This is a genomic window from Rhodanobacter sp. K2T2, assembly GCF_013408815.1.
Lineage (GTDB): Bacteria > Pseudomonadota > Gammaproteobacteria > Xanthomonadales > Rhodanobacteraceae > Rhodanobacter.
In genome coordinates this window covers 18,921-40,382 of record NZ_JACCCA010000020.1, presented here as the reverse complement: position 1 = coordinate 40,382, position 21,462 = coordinate 18,921, and the positions used below count along the sequence as shown (strand labels likewise).

General features: G+C 62.2%; 13 protein-coding genes and 1 pseudogene. 6 read left to right on the top strand and 8 right to left on the bottom strand.

The window, feature by feature from the left end:
* Positions 1 to 132: 132 nt before the first annotated feature.
* From HDE78_RS20550 to HDE78_RS20520, 7 genes are all read right to left on the bottom strand, one after another.
* Positions 133 to 1,872 (bottom strand): M1 family metallopeptidase, encoded by a 1,740-nt coding sequence (locus HDE78_RS20550; RefSeq protein WP_179483031.1) that lies wholly within the window; start codon positions 1,870 to 1,872, stop codon positions 133 to 135.
* A gap of 115 nt (positions 1,873 to 1,987) precedes the next feature.
* On the bottom strand, positions 1,988 to 3,850 hold the full coding sequence (locus tag HDE78_RS20545) for a sulfotransferase family protein (RefSeq protein WP_179483029.1): 1,863 nt from the start codon (positions 3,848 to 3,850) through the stop codon (positions 1,988 to 1,990).
* A gap of 123 nt (positions 3,851 to 3,973) precedes the next feature.
* Positions 3,974 to 6,868, bottom strand: a complete 2,895-nt coding sequence (locus HDE78_RS20540; protein ID WP_179483027.1) for a TonB-dependent receptor — start codon at positions 6,866 to 6,868, stop codon at positions 3,974 to 3,976.
* A 486-nt stretch (positions 6,869 to 7,354) separates the two neighbouring features.
* Positions 7,355 to 8,734: a leucyl aminopeptidase family protein gene (locus tag HDE78_RS20535; RefSeq protein ID WP_179483025.1), complete on the bottom strand. Its 1,380-nt coding sequence runs from the start codon at positions 8,732 to 8,734 to the stop codon at positions 7,355 to 7,357.
* 86 nt (positions 8,735 to 8,820) lie between these two features.
* On the bottom strand, positions 8,821 to 9,522 hold the full coding sequence (locus HDE78_RS20530) for an HAD family hydrolase (RefSeq protein ID WP_179483023.1): 702 nt from the start codon (positions 9,520 to 9,522) through the stop codon (positions 8,821 to 8,823).
* A gap of 39 nt (positions 9,523 to 9,561) precedes the next feature.
* Entirely contained in the window at positions 9,562 to 10,983 is a 1,422-nt protein-coding gene (locus HDE78_RS20525) for a substrate-binding domain-containing protein (RefSeq protein ID WP_179483021.1), read from the bottom strand.
* A gap of 236 nt (positions 10,984 to 11,219) precedes the next feature.
* Positions 11,220 to 12,620: a Do family serine endopeptidase gene (locus HDE78_RS20520; protein ID WP_179483019.1), complete on the bottom strand. Its 1,401-nt coding sequence runs from the start codon at positions 12,618 to 12,620 to the stop codon at positions 11,220 to 11,222.
* Positions 12,621 to 13,063: 443 nt separating this feature from the next.
* On the opposite strand from HDE78_RS20520, the gene HDE78_RS20515 reads away from it, so the two are divergent.
* The 5 genes from HDE78_RS20515 to HDE78_RS20495 all read left to right on the top strand — a co-directional run bounded on the left by HDE78_RS20515 (position 13,064) and on the right by HDE78_RS20495 (position 20,071).
* A complete protein-coding gene (locus HDE78_RS20515; RefSeq protein WP_179483017.1) occupies positions 13,064 to 16,348 on the top strand; it encodes an LAGLIDADG family homing endonuclease in 3,285 nt (1,094 codons plus the stop codon).
* A 59-nt stretch (positions 16,349 to 16,407) separates the two neighbouring features.
* Entirely contained in the window at positions 16,408 to 17,193 is a 786-nt protein-coding gene (locus HDE78_RS20510; protein ID WP_179483015.1) for a hypothetical protein, read from the top strand.
* Between the two features lie 167 nt (positions 17,194 to 17,360).
* Positions 17,361 to 18,137, top strand: coding sequence for an NrdJb (locus tag HDE78_RS20505; RefSeq protein WP_179483013.1), 777 nt, complete (start codon positions 17,361 to 17,363; stop codon positions 18,135 to 18,137).
* Positions 18,138 to 18,350: 213 nt separating this feature from the next.
* Complete coding sequence (locus tag HDE78_RS20500; protein ID WP_179483011.1) at positions 18,351 to 19,556, top strand: XRE family transcriptional regulator; 1,206 nt, start codon at positions 18,351 to 18,353, stop codon at positions 19,554 to 19,556.
* A 2-nt stretch (positions 19,557 to 19,558) separates the two neighbouring features.
* Positions 19,559 to 20,071 carry a DUF4411 family protein gene (locus HDE78_RS20495; protein WP_179483009.1) on the top strand — a complete coding sequence of 171 codons (513 nt, stop codon included), beginning with the start codon at positions 19,559 to 19,561 and terminating at the stop codon, positions 20,069 to 20,071.
* 295 nt (positions 20,072 to 20,366) lie between these two features.
* On the opposite strand, the pseudogene HDE78_RS20490 reads toward HDE78_RS20495, so the two are convergent.
* Positions 20,367 to 20,552: pseudogene (locus tag HDE78_RS20490) on the bottom strand (IS4 family transposase); the annotation flags it as partial.
* Between the two features lie 139 nt (positions 20,553 to 20,691).
* On the opposite strand from HDE78_RS20490, the gene HDE78_RS20485 reads away from it, so the two are divergent.
* Positions 20,692 to 21,306, top strand: coding sequence for a hypothetical protein (locus HDE78_RS20485; protein WP_179483007.1), 615 nt, complete (start codon positions 20,692 to 20,694; stop codon positions 21,304 to 21,306).
* Positions 21,307 to 21,462 lie beyond the last annotated feature (156 nt).

The window sequence follows — 21,462 nt, the reverse complement described above, 5'->3', positions numbered from 1 at the left end:
GCAGGGACACAAAAAAATCCGGCCTTCAACAGGTGAAGGCCGGATTCTTGGGACGCCTTGGCTACGATGCAATGCTTAAGTGAACAGCATTACGGCATTTGCCGGGCTTTTTGTTGGCGATGCGACCAGCGTTTACGTCGACGGCTTGTGCCTCGCCTTCTGCTGCTTCATCCACTCCTGATACGCCTCGATATGAGGCATCTCGCGCAGCAGTTTGGAATGCGGGTCGACGATCAGCAGGCTGTCGGCCGGCACGGCCAGGTGTCCGGCGCCGTGCGCGTCCATCGGCACGGTCTGGAATGTTTCGCCGACCTGGACTTCGACCGGCATCGGAAAATCCTCGTTGTGCTCGGTGACCCAGCGCAGATCGAGCATATTGCCATGGCGATCGACCTCCAGCCGCGGCAGCGCCGCGTCGTAGAGATAGACCTTGAAGAACCAGCTTAGGTTGCGGCCGGTGACCTTGTTGACGATGTCGATATAGTCCTTGGTGCTGGCATAGCGCGGGCTGAAGTTGCCGGGTTTCGGATCGCTGCGCCCGTACACCAGCAGGCGGATGCTGGCGAAAAAATCGCGGTCGCCGATCAGCTGGCGCAGCGAGTGCAGCATCAGCGAACCCTTGAAGTAGATGTCGTTGCCGGGCCCGTGCGCGTCGTCATAGACCTGGTCCTCGGTCTGGCTGTGGCCGGCCACGATCGGGTACGTGTTCTTCAGCGCCTGGCGCTCGGTCTGCAGCATGGCGAAGTACGGCATGTCGCCGTAGAGGTAGTGGCCGTACAGCGGCTGCATGTAAGTGCCGAAGCCCTCGTGCAGCCACATGTCGTCCCAGTCGGCGTTGGTTACCTGGTTGCCGAACCACTCGTGCGAAAACTCGTGCTGCAGCAGCCAGTCGAAGCCGTAGCCGTCCTTCGCAAAGCCGTTGCCGTAGGCGTTGATGGTCTGATGCTCCATGCCCAGATGCGGCGTTTCCACCACGCCCATTTTTTCATCGCCGAAGGGGTAGGGTCCGATCTGCTGCTCGAAGAAATCCAGCATGTGCGGAAATTCCTCGAACAGCGTCTGTGCCTGCTTTTCCTGGCCGGGCAGATACCAGAACTGCATCGCAATGGTGTTGCCGTAGCGGCTGGCGTAATTGGCCTGCAGCAGCTTGAACGGGCCGACGTTGATCGAGATGGCGTAGGTGTTGGGATGCTTGGCGCGCCAGTGATAGGTGTGCTTGTCGCCCTCGTCGGTGATGCCGATCAGCCTGCCGTTGCCGGGCGCGACCAGATCCTTCGACACGGTGATGTAGGTATCCACCAGATCGGGTTCGCCTTCGGTCTGATCGATGCACGGCCAGAACAGGTCGCAGCCTTCGCCTTCCACCGCGCTGGCCACCCACGGCTTGCCGTCGGGCGTGTGACTCCACACGAAGCCGCCATCCCACGGCGCCTTCTTCGCCACGTGCGGTTTACCGCCATAGGCAATCGCCACCTGCACGCGGCCGCCGGCAGCAACGGTGGCCGGCAGGTGGATGCGCAACCGCCCGTCCGGATTGCTCCAGTCGGCTGCAGCGACCGCGCGGCCGTCCAGCGTGATGCGGCTGATCGGCAGATTGCGGTCCAGATCCAGCAGCAGCGTGTCGATGTTCGACTTCGCGGTGAACGTCAGTACGGCATTCGCATCGATGCTCTGCTGCGCCGGGTTCACCGTAAAGTGCAGCTGCGCGTGATCGAAGTTCATGCGCGACTGCTCGACCGGCATGATGCCGCCGGAGCTCAGGGTTTGCGGCGTCAATGCCGGCGCTGGCGTCGGTTTGGCAGGCGGCAGGCTGCTGCAGCCTGCCAGGCCCAGCAGTAGACCGAAGGCCAGCGGTGTCAGGCGATGCGCCATGGTGGTTTTCTCCGTCAGGTCGAAACGGCAGCATGCAAGATCGAAATGTTTTGGGAAAACGCCGGAAGTCATGCCACATGTCTGTGCCAATACCTCCGAAAGCGGAGGCGACGCGCTAATCGTCGTAGCCGAGTTTTTCCATCATCGGTCGCAGCATCGGCAGCACGGGCGCGAAAGCCTCCCGGTAGGCGTGCCAGCGGTCGACTGCCTTGCGGTGGATGCCCTGGGTCACCTGCGCGTAGCTCGGCGTGCTGATGTAGCGCTTGGCGCGCGCGTGCTCGGCGAAGCGCGCCATCGACGACGCGTCGGCGACGTCGAGAAACCGACCCAGCCGCGCGACGTGATCGTCGAACTGGCTGACCACGGATTCGTAGCGCCATTCCAGCACGCGCGGCGAGAACGTCTCGACGTGCCGGTGCCACTGCTCGAACGCCTGCACGTAGCCGTGTGCCAGTCGCTGCAGCGACGAGCACAGCAGCATAAAGGCCGGCGAGCGGAACGGCTGCATGCTGCAGCTCAGCAGCACATCGCACGGGTGGCGCAGGCAGAGAATGATGCGCGCCTCGGGAAACAGCCGCATGATCATCGGCAGGCACAGCATGTTCAGCGGATTCTTGTCGACCAGCCGGCGCGTGCCGAGATCGGGCAACACGTCGGCGACCATGCGGAAATACGCCGCACGCAGATGGTCCGCGTCCGTCTGGTCAAGACGGGCCAGATCCTCCGGATAGCGCTGGCCGACCAGCGCCATGCCTTCGGTCAGCTCGTGAATAAACGCGCGCTCGTCCATCGAACGAAAGTCCGCATGCGCGTCGATCATCTGCTCCAGCAGCGTAGTGCCCGAACGCGGAAAGCCGACCACGAAAATCGGGCTGCGTTCGGCGGGCGGCGCGGCCAGCGGCGTCCATGCCTCGTACGTGGCGCGGCTGACGATGTGGCCGCTCATCGCCAGCGGCTGGCTGTCCGGCGCCAGCAGTTCCGGTACGACGTCGCGCGCGATGCTCAGCTGCGCGGCGTGTGCCGCAGACGCCGCCGCCCACGATTCGCGCGACATGCCGACCTTGTCGTACGCCGCGGCCAGGCCGAAGTTCGCCGCGGCCACGCTTTCGTCGTCGACGCGAAGCGCAGCGATGCGCCGATAAAAATCGGCGGCCTCGGCGTAGTCGGCCGCGCGCAAGGCCAATGCAGCGTGCGCCGCCCAGCCTTCCGCGCGCGTGCGCGCATCGTCGGGCGGCAAGGCATCGAGTGTGGCCAGCGGCAACTGCTGCAGTTCGCGCAGCGCGACGGGCATCTGATTGCTGCGTTCGAGCAGCGCGATCCGTCGCGCGACAATACGCAGCCGCATCGCATGACCGTCGAGTCCGTCCGGCAGCTGCGCGCGTGCCAGTGCGTCGAACGCGGCCGGCAGATCGCCCTGCACCGACAGCATCGCCGCCAGCATCAGCGCCTGTTCGGCCGGCTGCGCCGGCCAGTGCGCCGCTCCGGCCAGCATCGCTTCCTGGCCTGTGTTGTCGCCGCACACGTAGCACGCGTGCGCGGCCTGCAGTCGGGCTTCGATAAACGCCGGCGCCAGCGCCACCGCATCCATCAGGCTCTGGCGTGCGAACGGCCAGCGTCGCTGCTGGGTGTAGAGCAGGCCGAGGTTGTAGCGCACGTCGGCATCGTCCGGCGCCAGCGATTGTGCCGTCAGAAAAGCCTGTTCGGCGGCGTCCAGATCGCCGCGCTGCCGGCGGACCACCGCCAGATTGTTCCAGTACGCCGACACGGCAGGGTGCTGCTGCGATAGCCGGCTAAACGTCTCGATGGCCTCATCCATACGGCCCGTCGCCTGCTGTGCGGAACCCAGCAGCAGTGCGATGAATTCGCCGGTCGAATCGCCTGCCGCGGCCTGTTCGCCGAGCGCGACGACCTGCGCCATCTCGCCGGCGTTGTAGGCCGCGGCCATGCGTGCGGCCAGTTCATCGCTTGGGTTGGACATGCGTGCTCGATCGATGGCTCTCGTGGGCCCATTATGCAGAGGGCCGCGATGGTCTTCGCGGCCCTCTGCATGCCGGGATGGAAAGTCAGGCCCGAGCCTGCGGTCCGATAAACGGCATCCGCATCAGAACTTGACCGTAGCGCGCGCCCAGTAATAGCGGCCGAGCGTGTCGTAGGTCGCGGTGTCGACGTTGTAGTTGGCGCCGTTCTGATAGACCAGCGGGGGAATCTTGCCGAACAGGTTGTCCACGCCCACGTCGAACTTGGTGTGGATCGACGGTATCTCGTAACCGAGCTGCAGCGACTGGTAGATGATCGAGGCGAGTGGCGCATCGGCGCCGGTCACCGCGTCTGCGTTCCGGTTGGTCGCCTTGCCGATATAGCGCGCCTGCCACTGCGCGCTCCAGTCGCCCTTCGCCCAGTTGGCCGTCAGCGTGCCGCGCCAGTGCGAAATATTGCCGAACTGCAGCGTGTAGGTTCCGGCGTAGTTGACCGTCTGCGCGCCCGGCTGCCCCGGCGTGGCGTTGTTGTTGTAAGTGGACACGTAGGTGGTGTTGAGGCCGAGCTTGAAGTTGCCGGGGTTGTAGCTGCCCAGATCGAAGTGCGGGACTTTGTAGTTCAGCGTGAAGTCGATGCCGCTGGTGCTGAGGTTGCCCAGGTTGACCACCGGCGTGCTGATGTAGAGCACCTGGCCCGGCTGCTGGCTGGTGTTGTCGTAGCGATGGATGTACGAGCAGTACGGGCTGCTCGCGTTGTCGAAGCACGAGTTCACCACCGTCTGCGCAGTAATCGCGGTGAGCAGGTTGCTCAGGTAGATATGCCAGAAGTCGACGCTGGTCGACAGGCCCGGTGCCCAGCTGGGATCGTAGACCAGGCCGAAGTCGATCGACTTGCCCTGCTCGGGTTTCAGCGAGGAGCCGATCGCCGCCGCGCCGGAGGAGTACGACGTCACCTGCGCATTCGAGTTGCCGGCCCACTGCACCGGTACGTTCTGACAGGCCGATGGATGCGACGCCAGCTCGGCCGCGTTGAGATGCACGCAGGGATCGTTCAATACCGGACCGCCGATGGTCTGGCCGTCGTACAGTTCGTCCAGGTTGGGCGCACGGAACACCTGCGAAATCGTGCCGCGCAACAGCAGGTCGGGGATCGGCTTGTACTCGATCGCGATCTTCTTGTTGGTGGTGGTGCCGGTGGTGCTGTAGTCGGACGAGCGGATGCCCAGATCGAGGTTCAACGAGTACGCCCACGGCTGCTGCGAGAGCAGCGGAATCAGTGATTCGGCGTACAGCTCCTTTACGTTGAAGCTGCCGCGGCCGGGCGAACCGCAGGCCTCGGCCAGCACCTGGCAGGTGCCGGTGGCCGGGTCGAGCACGGCGTCGCTGGTCACCGTGTAGTTCAGCGATTGCTGGCGATACAGCGCGCCGGCCGATAGCTGCATGGTGCCGGCGGGCAGATCCCACAGGTCGCCGCTGGTGTCGAACTGCGCCTGCTTCAGCGTACTGACGTAGGTGTAGGTCGGCGAATCCACGCCGGATTTCAACGCTGCCGTCACCGTGGGATCGTCCTGCTGAAAAATGTTCACGCCGTTGTTGATGGCCGTCTGGAAGTCCGCCACGTTGACCTCGTTGACGTCGACCTGCTGACGGTTGACGTGGCCGTAGTCGAGCGTGGCGTCCCAGGTCCAGCTGCTGCCGCCGAAGGCACCGCGCAGGCCGGTGTTGATCTGTTCGTTATCGGTGGTGAAGGTGTGCACGCGTGCGCCCAGGCCGGTGAGTCGCGTGTTGAAACCGTAGCCGCTGGTGGCCGGGTCGCCGATGGTGCCGGAGCTGAAGGTCACGCCGAACGGATTGATCGGATTGCTCGCCAGCACATACCAGCCGTCGCCCACGCCGGTCGGCGCCGGTGCATCCTGGCCGCTGGAGTGGGTGTGGTTGTAGAACGCGTTGACGAAACCGGTGAGGTTGTCGGTGAACTTGTAGCTGCCCAGCACGAAGGCGTCGGTGCGCTCCTGTGCCGTGGAAATTTCATTGAAGGCGTTGTAATTGTACGAATCGGGGGCGCCGCGGTAACAACGGTAGTCGCCTGCGCTCGAGCCGTTGCCCTGATCGCGCGTGACCAGGGCGGTGCCGGAGGAATTGATCGCACAGCCGTAGCCGTTGGCCGCAATGATCGACGCCGGCAGCTGGATCTTGCCGGTCGGCACGCTGCTGGAGCCGGCGGCCGACACGGCGCCGCTGGACAGATACAGCTGCTGCGCCGAGAACCCGCGTCGGGTGGTGAGCACGGCGTCGTACTTGTTGTAGTCGATGCCGCCGGAGAGCGAGTAGTTGTCGCCGGTCAGGCCGCCGGTGAGGTTGAAACCGTGCCGCTGGCCGTCGCCGTGGCTGGAAATGCCATCGTTGACGCTGACCTCGGCGCCCTTGTAGTCCTTGCGCAGAATAAAGTTGACCACGCCGGCGATCGCATCGGAGCCGTAGACGGTCGACGCGCCCTCGGCCAGCACCTCGACGCGCTCGATCATGCTCTGCGGGATCATGTTGAGATCCTGGTTGGCCATGCGCTGGCCGTCGATCAATACCAGCGTGCGGTTCACCCCGAGGCCGCGCAGCGACACGCGTGCCGCGCCGTCGCCGCCTTCCAGCGTGGGGCTGGCGCCGCCGCCGCCGTTGCTGTTGTTCTGGGTGTTGGTGGCGTTGCCCGAAATGCTCGGCAGCTGCTGCAGCACGTCGCCCAGGGTGAGCTTGCCGGAGGCCGCGATATTGGTCCGATCGATCGTCACCACCGGGCTGGCGGTTTCGCTATCGACGCGGCGAATCAGCGAGCCGGTCACCGACACCGCCTGCAGGTTCTTCGCCTTGTCCTTGGATGCCGCCTCGGGCGGCGTCTGGCTGCTGCTGGTCGACGTAGCGGTGCTGGCGGCGGCATCCTGCGCATTGACCGCACCGGCCATCGAGAAAACACCTACCGTCAAAGCCAGACGCACTGCCATGGACAGATGATTCAAGTCGTTCTTCATGTGTTTTCCCCTTTGAAGTAGAGCGCTGCGTCGCTACCTCCCGATCCTCAGCGCTTGATGCGAAAAAGCATCCGTTTACCCAGCGCAGACACCCCCGTGCCTGCTACTGCCGTTGTTGCCCAGCCATTCGTGTGGGCTCCCTGCGCCCCCTGCGAAAACGGCGTCGGCCGTCGCTGCCCGATAGGGAGCCTCGCCAGCTCAGCGTCGCAAGACCTTGCCTACGCCCCGACTGTTACAGAAAGATGATCGCAAGAAAAGACCATTCGCCAAATTAATTTTGCGCCGCAGCATTCGTGGGCCAAAAAAGAAACGCTGTATGACTAAGAGGCTTGACCCGATAGGTGCGGAAAATTGCCGCGAAGCGACAATGTGGGTCGGCGCGATCGGCGCCGGGGCGGCGGTCTAAAAACGCATGATATTGCAGGTGTCAGCCGCCACAAAAAACGGCGCCGAAAGGCGCCGTTCTGTTATTGCATCAAGGTTCGTTTAGCGGGGATAGCGTTGTTGCAATACCTCGAACACGGCGCGCAGCCCCATCGCCTCGCCGCCGCGCGGACGACCCGGGCGGTCCGCGTCGTTCCACGCGTAGGTATCCAGATGCATCCAGGGAATGGCGCTGGGTACGAAGCGCTCCAGATACAGCGCGGCGGTAATCGCGCCGGCATGTCGCGACGGCGCGGAGTTGACCAGATCGGCCACGTGCGAATCGAGCAGCTTGCGGTACGGCGCCCACAGCGGCATCGGCCACACCGGATCGTTCACTGCGCGGCTGGCTTTCACCATGTCGGCCGACAGTGCGTCGTCGTTGGCAAACAGCGCCGGCAGATCGGGGCCCAGCGCGACGCGCGCGGCACCCGTGAGCGTGGCGAAATTCAGCATCAGGTCGGGCTTCTGTTCCGCACCGTAGGTGAGTGCGTCGCACAGCACGAGCCGGCCCTCGGCATCGGTATTGTCGATCTCCACGGTGATGCCGGAGCGCGTGGTAATCACGTCGCCCGGGCGAATCGCGCTGCCGGATACCGCATTCTCCACCGCCGATACCAGCAGGGTCAGACGCACCGGCAGTTTCGCCTGCATGATCAGGCCGGCCAGCGCGATCGCGTGCGCGGCGCCGCCCATGTCTTTTTTCATCCAGCGCATGCCGTCGCCGGTCTTGATGTTCAGCCCGCCGGTGTCGAAACACACGCCCTTGCCGACCACCACGATTTTCGGATGCGATGCCTTGCCCCACGACAGTTCGATCAGCCTTGGCTCGCGATAGCTGGCGCGACCGGCCGCGTGCAGGGTGGGGAAGTTGGCCTTCAGCAGCTCGTCGCCGACCCACTCGCGCACGCTGGCCTTGTGCGTCTTGCCGAGCTGCTTGATCGCCGCGGCGAGATGCGGCGGGCCCATGTCCTCGGTCGGCGTGTTGACCAGGTCGCGCACCAGCGCGGTGGCCTCGATCAGCGGCTGCAGTTTTTTCAGATCGTCCGCCGCCACCGCGAGCGTCGCCGGCGCGCGTTTGGCCCGGCGATAGCGGGTGAACTGATAAGCGCCGAAGGCCCAGCCCAGCGCCGCCTGCCGAGGATCGGCCAGCACGCTTTCGTCGGCCAGGTGATAGGTCGCTTCAGGCAGGGTGACCGGCAGTCCGCTCAGCGCGCCGAAGGAATCGCCGGCCGACACGCCGGCCAGTACGCGCACCAGCTTGCCGCTGGCGTCGTTGATCAAGGCGAACGTGCCGGGGGCGGCGATGAATCCGCTGTCGTCCAGCGCGCGGCGCTGCGGCGCGGTCAGGCGTTTGCGCACGGCGGCCAGATGTGTCGCGTCGACGGTTTCAAGGGCGATGCTGTGGCGTGCGCTGGCGTTGCGTTCGATCAGGGCTGGCATGCGATTTCCTCTGTCTCTCGTGGGAGCGGACCGCGCCGTTTCCACCTCAGTCCACCGCCCATCATGCCCGCTTTGCGCCGCGCTGACTATGCGGTGGGATGGCGTGTTTCCAGCCAGTGCGCCAGCGCCGTCATGTCAGGCAAATCCAGGTCGGGTGCGTCGCCCAGATTCGCTGGCCACGGCAGGCGATGGCGATTGATCCAGGCGGTGCGCATGCCGGCCTCGCGCGCGCCGACCACGTCGAGCTGCGCGTCGTCGCCGATGTGCAGAATGTTTTCCGGCGCCACGCCCAACAGCTTGGCGGCGGCGAGAAAAATGCGCGGATCGGGTTTGGCGGCACCGGTGTTGCGCGCGCTGACGTGGTGGTCGAAATGTTTATGGATGCCGACGCGTTCCAGGTCGGCATTGCCGTTGGTCAGGCTGGCGATCGGCCAGCGCGCGTTGAGCCGCGCGAGCGCCGCCAGGCTGTCCGGATAAAATTCCACGCTGTTGCGCGCGGCGAAATAGATTTCCCACAGCGTGTCGACCGGTGCGCTGGCGATACCGCAGCTGGCGAACGCGTGTTCCAGCGTGAGCTGACGCTGTGTACTGAAATCGTGCGCCAGGTCGGGTCGATCGACAGCGACCTTGGCCCGCAGCTCGCGCATGGCCGGTACCGGCCATGCGCGAGCGACATCGGGGTGATGCTGCTGCAGCCACGCGTCGACGGCGTGGTCGGCGCGCTCCAGTGCGGGCAGCACCGGCCACAGCGTGTCGTCGAGATCCAGCGTGAGGGCGAGTATCCGCACGTTGCTGGATTCAGGGCGATGCGATCAGGCGCGAGACGATCAGCGGCTGCCGACGCGCAGCGTCTGGCCGAGCTTGACGTTGTTGTCTTTCAGATGATTCCAGTCGCGCAGCTGCGCCACTTCGACCGAATGCTTTCTGGCGATCGAGAACAGCGTGTCGCCCTTGGCCACGGTATAGGTCTTGCCGGTTTCGCCCGCGCTCTTCGTGCTCTTGGCCTGCGCCACGCTTTCTTTCTTCGCACTGCTCTTGGCCGGTGCGGCTTCGTCGGCGGTCTTGGCGGCGTGCTTTTCGGCCTTCGATTTCTTCGATGCCAGCACCGAACCCTTGACGTGCGCAAAACTGGTGACGGCCACCGCGGCGACGCTGCCCTTGACGCCGGTGATCTGGCTCTTGTCGCTGGCGGCGGCAACTTCCTTGCCCTTGCCGGCAACGAGCGTTCCCGCAACGGCCGAGGCCACGGCCACGCGCGAGGCTTCGCTGGCGGCCGGCGTCGAGCTCGGCACGGTAACCGGCGCAATGTGGCTGGCGTGACCGCCGGTCTCGGCGAGAATCGCGCTGCGGCGGCTCACGTCCACCGCGGCGAGTGCGGACCCGTCGCTGAACGGCACCACGCCGTGGCGACGCATCGCGGCCTTGGCCGCATCGGTCGAAAGAAAGTCGATGAACGCGGTGACGTCGGCGGCTTTCGGATTGCGCGGGTTGGTCACCAGGTACAGCGGAGTGAACAGCACGTAGCTGCCGTTGCCCACGGTGGATGCCGTCGGCGCGATGCCGTTGATCGGAATCATCTTCAGCTTGGGGTTCGATGCCGCATCGGCCATCGTCGCTACGCCCAGGCCGTTCGGGTTCAGGCCCACGCCTTCTTCCAGCTTGTGCGTGTTGACGTACAGGCGCGGCGCGGCCACCGGCTGGTTGCCGCGACCGAACAGCAGCGTGCGCAGGCTGTATTCCACGCCGTCGCCGGGGCTGGCCACCGCGTACAGATCGATCGGCGCGTTGCTGCCGCCCACGTCGCTCCAGTTGGTGATCTTGCCGAAGTAGATATCGTGCAGCTGCTTCAGCGTAAGGCTGTGCACCGGGTTGGCCGGGTTGGTCACCATCACCAGCGCGTCCCAGGCGACCGGGGTAAAGACCAGATCGGTGTTCTGCGAGCTGCCGTCGCTGGGGCGCGCGCTGCCGGCGAGATCCGCCGTGCCGGTCGCCACCGCATCGATGCCGGAGGCCGTATTGAACGGCTGCAGCTCGATCGTGCCGTGGCCGGCTTTCTCCCATGCCTGCGCCACTTCATCGACCACGCCCTGCGCCGTGGCGACGTCGCCGCGCCAGATCAGGCTCGGGCCTTTCGCGGCGGCGGCTTTGGCATGCGACTTCGTATGCGTGGTCTTGGCGGCAAAGGCGGAGGTGGCTAGGCAGGCCCCGATCAGGGTGACCGACAGCAGGCGGGCAAGACGAAATGACATGTGGTGGACAACCCCGATAGATAAGTGGCGAGAGTATGGCGCCTTGCCGGCGCGTATAGGTGTACAACTGACAGGGTATTTCATCGGCCTGAACGCTAAACATCAAGCGCTTTCATGAGTTTATGTTCAGATAAGGCATCCAGCACCCGTTCGATAGGTGAAGAGCCCGGCGCGACGCGCGCGATCGTCGATGCGGTACGGCCGTGTGTCGGCGGTACCGCATCGGGCCGATCGTCTTAATCGATGACCACATAGCGATTGCTGCCGTCGGCGTGCGCCACGATCAGCACCAGCTGGCGCAGCCGCACCTTCGCCAGCCCGCGCAGCACGCTCACGCTGGGAATGCGCTGATTGCCGATACCGACCACGATATCGTCGGTGGTCAATCCGGCGCGCGCGGCGCGGCTGCCTGGCTGCACCGCGGCCACTGCGGCGCCGAACATGCCTTGCTCGCGCTGACTGTCGGTGAGGTCGCTGAAGCTGACGCCGGCCAGCCGCGCATCGAGCTGGCCGCCTTCGACGCTGCTGAGTTTTTCGGCGCGCAGCGTGGCGGTGACGACGCTGCTCTGGCCGTCGCGCACTACGCCGAGCCGCACGCTGCTGCCCAGCGGCAGCAGGCCTTCGGTATTGCGCAGCTCTTCCACGCTGCGCAGCGGCTTGCCGTCCAGCGTGGTCAGCACGTCGCCCGGCTGCAGACCGGCCTGTTCGGCGGCCGAGCCGGCGCTGACGCCGGTCACCACCACGCCGTTGGTGTCCTTGAGCGAAAGCAGCTTGGCGATGCGCGGCGTGATCGCCTGCGTCTGCAGGCCGAGGTTGCCGCGCTCCACCTTGCCGTGCGCCAGCAACTGCGCCATCACCTCGCTGGTGATCGCCGTGGGCACCGCAAAGCCGATGCCGACGTTGCCGCCCGACGGCGAAAAAATCATCGTGTTGATGCCGACCAGCTCGCCGCGCAGGTTTACCAGTGCGCCGCCGGAGTTGCCCGGGTTGATCGAGGCGTCGGTCTGGATGAAATTCTGAAAGCCCGAGCCGCCCGAACTGCTGCTGCCCAGGCCCGAGCGGCCCAGTGCCGAGACGATGCCCGAGGTCACCGTCTGCCCCAGGCCGAACGGGTTGCCCACCGCCACCACATAGTCGCCCACGCGCAGCTGGTTGGAATCGGCCAGCGGCAGCGCCTGCAGATGATCGGCCGGAATCTGCACCACCGCCACGTCGGTATCCGGATCGGTGCCGACGCGTTTGCCCTTGAACGTGCGTCCGTCCTGCAGCGTCACGCTGATGTCGTCGGCGCCGCCGACGACATGGTTGTTGGTCAGCACGTAACCCTTGGCCGCATTCACGATCACGCCTGAGCCCAGGCTCTGCTCCACGCGCTCGTCAGAGCCGCCGGGCAGACCGAACAGCTGGCGCACCACCGGGTCGTCGAAATACGGGCTCTGCACGCGCACGCGCTTTTTGGTGGAGATGTTCACCACCGCCGGTGTCACCCGCTGCAGCATCGGCGCCAGCGAAGGCATCGCCTGGCCGTCGACTGCCGGCGGCATCGCGGCGCGCGCGGCGGCGGGTACGCCGCCCAGGGCAGCGGCGGCAAATGTCGCGGTCAGCAGAAACAGAAAGCGGGACGGGCGCAGCGACATGGTTCCTCCTCAAAGTAGCGTGGCAGGGCAGCGATAAAAATCAGCGAAAACGTGAAACACCGCGCGGAGCGCAGCCCAGCTTCGACCCACGCTGGCGGCGGCGGTTCCTTGCGGCGACGGAGTTGTGAAATTACGTGCACAAACACTTTACATCGACCGGCGTCGGGGGTAACTTCACTCGACGATGGCGACCACAACATCTTGTGTTCCGCCTCCAAGGTTAAAACAAGTTGTGGTGTCGAACGTCAAACGGTTTGGGGGAGTCGTTGTCGTGGAACGCTAGCGTCGGGCGGGTTGCAGGGCAATCCTTCCGACGCTGCCGCCGTCGTAGAACCGCAGCCATACGCTGTGGCTGGCGCCCGGATATTCGCCGCCGCAGCACGACAAATCATTCGAATAAAAGTCACCGCGCCGCCAAGGCCATGACCGGAGTAAGCAAGCCGATGAGCACAGTGCGTGCCCCAGCCACAAACCCATCCAGCGGCCGCGATGCCGTGGAGATTCCGCTGCAGCCAGCCTCGCTGGACATCTGGGACAAAAAGTATCGCCTCAAGGCCAAGTCCGGCGAGCCGGTCGATGGCACCATCGACGAGACCTACCAGCGCGTCGCCCGCGCGCTGTCCGACGTCGAGGTCAGCGACGAGCTGCGCGGCCTCTGGTACGAAAAATTTTTGTGGGCCCTGCGCCGCGGGGCGATTCCCGCCGGCCGCATCACCTCCAACGCCGGCGCGCTCGCGCACAAGCCGGCCACCAGCACGATCAACTGCACCGTCTCCGGCACCATCCGCGATTCGATGGACGACATCCTGGAGAAGGTGCACGAAGCCGGCCTCACGCTGAAGGCCGGCTGCGGCATCGGCTATGAATTTTCCACGCTGCGTCCGCGCGGTGCGTATGTGTCGGGCGCCGGTGCATACACCAGCGGCCCGCTGTCGTTCATGGATATCTACGACAAGATGTGTTTCACCGTGTCCTCCGCCGGCGGCCGTCGCGGCGCGCAGATGGGCACGTTCGACATCAGCCATCCGGACGCGAAAGAGTTCATCCGCGCCAAGCGCGAGGACGGCCGCCTGCGCCAGTTCAATTTGTCGCTGCTGATCACCGACGGCTTCATGGACGCGGTAGAAAAAGACCAGGACTGGCCGCTGGTCTATCCGGTCCACGTCAAGGAAAAGAACGAGATCGATCTCGACGACCCGAGCAAGGTCGTCTGGCGCGAGTGGCCCACGCACGAAAACTACATCGATCGCGAAGACGGCCTGGTCGCCTGCAAGATTTACAGCACCATGCGCGCGCGGCACCTGTGGGACATGATCATGGTGTCCACCTACGACTTCGCCGAGCCGGGTTTCATCCTGATCGACAAGGTCAACGAGATGAACAACAACTGGTGGTGCGAGCACATCCGCGCGACCAACCCGTGCGTCACTGCCGACACGCGACTAGCCACCCAGTTCGGCATGGTGCCGATCGGCGAGCTTTATGCCAATCGCGCGCCGCTTGAAGTGTCGGTCGATCGCCGTTCGCTGGAACTCGAAGGCCGCGGCGTTGAGACGCGACCGGCCAAACCCGCCTTCATGACGGCGCCGCGCGCGCCGGTATATCGCGTGGTGACGGAAGACGGCTACGAAATCAAGGCCACCGAGTGGCACGATTTCTACACCGAGCGCGGCAAGATCAAGCTGCGCGAACTCGCCGTTGGCGATCGTTTGCTGGTGCAATCCGGCAAGGGTCAGTTCGGCAATCAGGGTAGTGAAGATCTCGGTTTGTTATTGGGCCTGATTGCCGGAGACGGCCACTTCACCAATCGCGGCAAAGATCAGCAGGCCGCCATCATCAGCCTGTGGGGTGAGGAGCGTGCGCTGGCCGACCGCGTCGCGACTGTCATCAACGGCTTGATTGCGCACACCGCACAGGGCGATCTGCGCCAGTACAAGGTGTCGCCAGTGGCGGTTCCCGAGCGCAACCAGGTCTTTATCCGTTCCGTGCTGCTGGCACGGCAGCTTGAGCATTACGGTTTCAGCGCAGCCACCAAGCTGCGTGTGCCGGAAGTGATCTGGCGTGGCAGCGAGCAGTGCGTCAAAACCTATCTGCGCGCCCTGTTCCAGTGCGATGGCACGGTCAATGTGTCCGGCGCCAGCTTGAGCTGCTCGGTGCGCTTGGCGTCCAGCCAGCCCGATCTGCTCAAGGACGTGCAGATGCTGCTGGCCAACCTCGGCGTGTTCTGTCGCATCAAGAAGCGTCGTGCCGCGGGAATGCGCAAGCTGCCCGATGGTGATGGTGGTCTGCGCAATTACGAATGCGCCGCCGACCACGAGCTGATCATCGACGGCGAATCGCGCGAGCACTTCATGGATGAAGTAGGCTTTTTGTTACCTACCAAGAATCAGCGCTACCTCGATTGGCGCGAAGGCAAGGCACTGCTCAAGACGCAGCGGTTTACTTCGCGCATTGCCAGCATCGAGTTCGTCGGTGAAGAAGCCGTCTATGACACCACTCAGCCCGACCATAACGCAGTGATCTTCAATGGTCTGGTCACCGGGCAGTGTGGTGAGCAACCGTTACCGCCGTACGGCTCCTGCCTGCTCGGCTCGATCAACCTCACCACCTTCGTGCGCGATCCGTTCGGCCCCAAGGCGCGCTTCGACTGGGACGAGTATCGCGAGGTGGTGAAGGTGTTCACCCGCATGCTCGACAACGTGGTCGAGATCAACGGCCTGCCGCTGCCGCAGCAGCGCAACGAAATCGAATCCAAGCGCCGCCACGGCATGGGTTTCCTCGGTCTGGGCTCCACGCTGACCATGCTCAAGCATCGCTACGGCACGGCCGAAGCGGTTGCCTTCACTGAAGACGTCTCGCGCGAAATGGCCGTGGCCGGCTGGGAAGTCGCGCTGGAACTCGCCAAGGAAAAAGGCCCCGCGCCGATTCTGGCCAAGGACTTCACCGTCACCGGCGAGATGCTGCGCAAGCGCCCCGAGATGGCCGCCGACGGCTACAAGGTCGGCGACAGCATCCCCGGCCGCGTGCTGCACGCCAGGTACAGCCGCTACATGCAGCGCATTGCCGAAGTGGCGCCGCACCTGGTCGCCGAGCTGGCCGACACCGGCGCGCGCTTCACCCACCACAGCTCCATCGCGCCCACAGGCACCATCTCGCTGTCGCTGGCCAACAACGCCAGCAACGGTATCGAGCCGAGCTTTGCGCACCACTACTCGCGCAACGTGATCCGCGAAGGCAAAAAGTCGAAAGAGAAGGTCGAGGTGTACAGCTACGAGCTGCTCGCCTATCGCGCGCTCATCAACGCCGACGCGCTGCCCTTCACCGACGAGCCGGCCAACAAGCTGCCCGAGTACTTCGTTGCCGCCGACGACATCAGCCCGAAAGAGCACGTCGACATCCAGGCCGCGTCGCAAAAGTGGATCGACTCGTCGATCTCCAAAACCGCCAACGTGCCCACCGATTATCCCTACGAAGATTTCAAGGACATCTATTTCTACGCCTATAAACAAGGCCTGAAAGGATGCACCACCTTCCGCTTCAACCCCGCCGCTTTCCAGGGTGTGCTGGTCAAGGAAGCCGATCTGGAAAACACCCTCTACCGCTTCGAGTTGGAAGACGGTAGCGTTGTCGAACTGAAAGGCAACGAGCAAGTGGAGTACGACGGCGAAATGCATTCCGCCGCCAACCTCTTCGATGCCTTGAAGGAAGGTTATTACGGCAAGTTCTGACACATCGCACGCGTCCTGCGTGCGATAAATCAACGTCGTTTATCGGAGGGGAACCCACCATGTCCATCGACACCGAAGTAGAAACCAACACACTCACACCGCCCGTCACGGAAGCACCGGTTGTCGTCGAGATGCCAGCACCGGCGCCCGCACCCGAGCCCACACCGGCTCCGGCGGTCGCTGTCGAAAAGCCGAAAGCCAAAAAGGCGCCGGCCAAGAAAGCGGCCAAGGCCGTTGTGAAAGAAGCCGCGCCTGCAAAGCCTGCGGCCAAGAAAGCCGCCCCGAAAAAGGCGGCTGCCAAAAAGGTTGCGCCGAAGAAAGCCGCTGCCAAAAAAGCGGTAAAGAAAGTCGCCAAGAAGGCTGCGGCCAAAAAAGTCGCCACCAAGAAAGTGGTGAAGAAGGCCGTAAAGAAAGTGGCCAAGAAAGTCGCAGTGAAAAAGGTCGCCAAGAAAGCCGCCGCCAAAAAGGCCCCGGCGAAAAAATCCGCCGCGAAAAAGTCGTCGGTCAAGAAAACCCTCGCCAAGGTCGTCAAGAAAGTCACGGCCGCGGAAAAGAAAGCAGCCAAGGCGGTCAAGAAGTTCGCCGCCAAGGTCGTAAAGAAGGTCAGCAGCAAAAAGTCGGCTAGCAAGAAAGCCGCGCCAAAGAAGGTGGCCGTCAAGAAAGCCGCCAGCACCAAGAAAGGTGCAAGCACCAAGAAAGGTGCCAGTAAGAAAGCCGTCGCCAAGACGGTGAAAAGGTCCACTGCCAGCACCGTAAAAGGTGTAAACAAGAAAGTGGCCGTCAAGGCAGCCAAGACAGCTCCAAAAAAGTCCGCCGCCAAGAAAGCCGCTGCAAAAAAGAAGTAAGCCCTACCGCATCCGGTCCGGCCGCCCGCCGGGCCGGGTGCTTTTTCACCAGGCCACACCCTCCGCGCCACCGCGCCGCGTGAGCCAGCAACACCGCCAGGCGCCTTTCATTGGCTGCCCGCAAGCACCATATCTATCTCCATAACGCCCCAATACAGAAGAACATCATGGCGACCAAAATCGACAAAAAGATCACCGGCTACAACGTGGTCAAACCCGAAGACAAGGTTGCCGCGCCAGCGGTTGCTGCGCCGGCCGCTGCCAAAGAGCCGCCGATGGCCGAAGTGATCCAGATGCACGAAAGCGTGGAGCGTCCCGACACCCTTGTCGGTTCCACCTTCAAGATCAAGTCGCCGCTGTTCGAGCACGCGCTCTACGTCACCATCAACGACATCGTGCTCAATGCCGGCACGCCGCACGAGCAGCGCCGCCCGTTCGAGATCTTCATCAACTCGAAAAACATGGACCATTTCCAGTGGATCGTGGCGCTCACCCGCATCATGTCCGCCGTGTTCCGCAAGGGCGGCGACGTCACTTTCCTGGTCGAAGAGATGAAGGCCGTCTTCGACCCGCGCGGCGGCTACTTCAAGTCCGGCGGCGTCTACATGCCCAGCATCGTCGCCGAGATCGGCTCGGTGGTGGAGCAGCACATGAAAAACATCGGCATGATCCACGACCCCGAGATGGACGAATCCACCCGCCAGCTCATCGCCGACAAGCGCGCCGCCTACGAGGCGGCCAGCGCAAAAAAAAACGCTGAGGTAGTTGTGGCGCCGGCCGCCACCGCTGCTGCGTCAGCCAGCACCAGCGACAACAAGCCGAAGCTGAACGCTGCCGGTTTTCCGCCGGGCGCCACGCTGTGTGCCAAGTGCAATACGCAGGCGCTGGTGCTGATGGATGGGTGTCAGACTTGTTTGAATTGTGGGTATTCGAAGTGCGGGTGAATAGTGAAGCACCTCGTTGACTTGTTGAGAGCGGCAGCGATGCCGCTCTCGCTTTTTCTGCATAAGATCGAGATAGCTCGCTTAGGTGATGAACTAAGATTTGATCAAATCAAGAGCAGAGGTCGCTCAGCTCTTGAGACGACGTAAAAGTATTCTTGCCCACGTTCTGCCCATCGTTAGGCTTCCCTGTGCATATGGGGTAATTTGGTTCCCATGGACCGAGAAGTAGTCAATCCAAGAGTTCTTGTTTGGGCGCGTGAAACTGCGGGCCTAGATCTAGCTACGGCTGCCCGAAAGCTGGGGCTAAGCAGTGGAAAGTCAGTTTCTGCAGTTGAAAAGCTTGAGTGCTTCGAGTCTGGGCAGAAAGAGCCGAGCGATGCGTTGCTAGCGAAGATGAGCCAGCAATACCATCGTCCTCTCTTGTCCTTCTACTTAGCTGAGCCTCCTCGCACCGGCGAGAGGGGTAGCGACTTTCGAACTCTTCCGGAAGATCAGCGTCGGGAGGACGCTCCAACCATTGATGCATTGGTTCGGAACGTGCGGAGTCGTCAGTCGCTTGTGAGAAGCGTATTGGAAGATGACGAAGACGTTAAGCCTCTTGGTTTTGTCGCCAGCGAGACAATGAAGACGCCACCCTTGGAGTTGGCAGATATCATTATTCAAAGTATCGCTTTCGACAGAGCGACATTTCGCAAAGGTGAAATTGATGATGCATTCCGCTATTTGCGCTCATGCGTAGAAGGTGCCGGTGTCTATGTTCTTCTTTTGGGAAATCTCGGCACACATCATACGAATATTGATCCAAAGGTCTTTCGCGGTTTTGCTATATCCGATGCCATTGCGCCGTTTGTCGTAATTAATGATCAAGATGCTCGTGCAGCTTGGTCTTTTACACTGCTACACGAACTCGCGCACATTTGGCTTGGTCAGTCTGGGATTAGTGGCGGCCCGATTGAGTCAGGGATCGAGAAATACTGCAATGATGTTGCGACTGCAATTCTTCTTTCTGAGGACGAGATTGATGCCGATAGTTTCGCTGACGAAGCAGATCTGATTAGCTTTGCTGGAAAAGTTGCGAGAAATGCAAATGTTAGTCGTGCACTGGTTTTTTATCGTCTTTTTCGTAGAGGTACGATAAGCGAAAAAGTTTGGCGTTCCGTGACGGATCGAATTTTTCAGGAATGGCGGGAGGATCGGAAGAGACAAAAGGAAGAATCAAAGATCCGGCGATCTGATAAGCCCGGTGGTCCAAACTATTATGTCGTTCAAAGGTTTCATCTAGGTAATGCGCTTATCAGCCTTGTGCGTAGGTCTATAAGCAACGGCGAGCTTAGCCCTACACGTGCAGGGCAAGTGCTTGGCGTAAAAGCTACCAGCGTTTATCAGCTCGTCAACATTAGCGAAAGAGGGGCCGCTTAGATATGGCTACTCTCTATTTGCTGGATGCAAATATATTGATCAATGCGAATCGGGATTATTACCCCGTGGAAGCTGTTCCTGAGTATTGGTCTTGGCTTGCAAATTTGGCTGGTCAGCACATCGTGAAGATGCCGTCTGAAACATTTGACGAGCTAAAAGGCGGGGATGCCGAACGAGATGTGCTTCGTGGTTGGGCAAATGACGCAGAAGTCGCTCCTATTCTTCGTTTGCCTGGAACGGCTGAGGTCGGCTTAGTTCGTCGTGTTCTCCGAGAGTACGCCTCCGACCTAACGGATATTGAAGTTGCGGAGGTTGGCAAAGATCCGTTTCTAATTGCGCATGGTTTAGCTGACGTTGGCACTCGCGTCGTTGTTAGCGCTGAAATATCCGCGCCTAGTAAGAAACGAGCTAATCGTAAGGTGCCGGATATATGTAAAGGCTTGGGCATTCGCTGTATTGACGCATTTCAGATGAATCGTGAGTTGCAGTTCCGAACTGATTGGAATCGCCGTTGATGGATGAGCGGGGAACCGGAGTCAGAGTCGACCTTCCTCCTGTGCGGAAAAAACAAGTGCACACTGACCCAAGTTTCAGAAACCGGGGTCAGAGTCGACTTTTCTGCTCGGCGTTGCGAGAAAGCGCGCGAAGGGAAGGGCTTCATCGGTTTCGTTGTCGCGACAAATGGATGGATTCCCATGCCGGCCAAAGCTTCTGCCCGCAGCAAAAAAGGGGTCGGGTTCATTATCTCCGTCGCGGTAATTGAATCTGACCCCTTTGTTGGATATGCAGATGACGGTTGCCCAACAGTCAATCGAGCGCCTTCAGTGGTGCACGGACGCGCTCCGAGTCAGGCCATGGGCGCGCCAGATCGATCAGCGTCAGGCGGCTGCGCTGGATCATCGCTTCGACGGCGCGCAACAGCACGCGGCTACGCAACGCATGCATCGAACCGAGTGCGTCGCGCAGACACTTTTGCAATACTTCGGTCGCGCGCATGGTGTGGTCTCCTCTGGCTTCGTAACCCGTGAGAAACTGGGGTCAGAGTCGACTTTTTTAATCGGCGTACTAACACTGGCACTCTGACGCCATTTTCGAATGGCGATTACTCAGCCGAGCTAGCGGCGACCGAGGAAATATGGAATACCGTTTCCCTAGATGGCTCTCTCACGTTCTTCTAGGTTTTATCGTGTTGGTAATTGCGGCGGAGGTTTACGCCATTGGTTCACTTGCAGCGCGGCCTAGCAGCGGTGAGGCCATTGCTTACTGCGTAGTAGGTGCTTGCTTGATGCCACTACTGGCATGGGGCTACTTATACGTAAGACGCTATGGCATCCAGCTCGGTGCTGATGGCTTGATTGTCACCAGCGCGTTTCGTGTACGAACGATTCCTTTATTGATCATAAAGCAGGTGGTCACTGCTACCGCGCCACGCAGCGGCACAGACGCTTGGTTGGTAGATGGGAGCGATGCTGTCATCGCGAAGATTGACGGAGGCCTCGTCGGATTCGAAACGCTCCTAATCAACCTAGGGAAAGCGTTACAACCCTATAACGTACTTTTTTATCGGCGCGTGAACTTCGGTCCTTGGGAAATGCAGGTTGCAGGCGACTCACACTGGGTGCCGTACGAGGCTCCTCGCCTTGCACTCGAGAGCGCGCGCCGCTTGATGTACGCGCTAGCGTTTGGCTGCATCCTCATTGCGATAGCTGCTGCTCTTTCGTGGCTTGCAGACAACGGGATTTCGGTATGAACGTCGTAAATACCGGGACGGAGGAAGTTAGGGCTGCGACATTCGTCCGCCGTGTCCGCTTGCAGGTGTCCGCGGACACGCGGACGTCTTCCGGTGCAGCGGTTGAATGGCCGTCTTTCGTGCGCTAAGGGCTGGCACAGCTATTGCTCAGCCGAG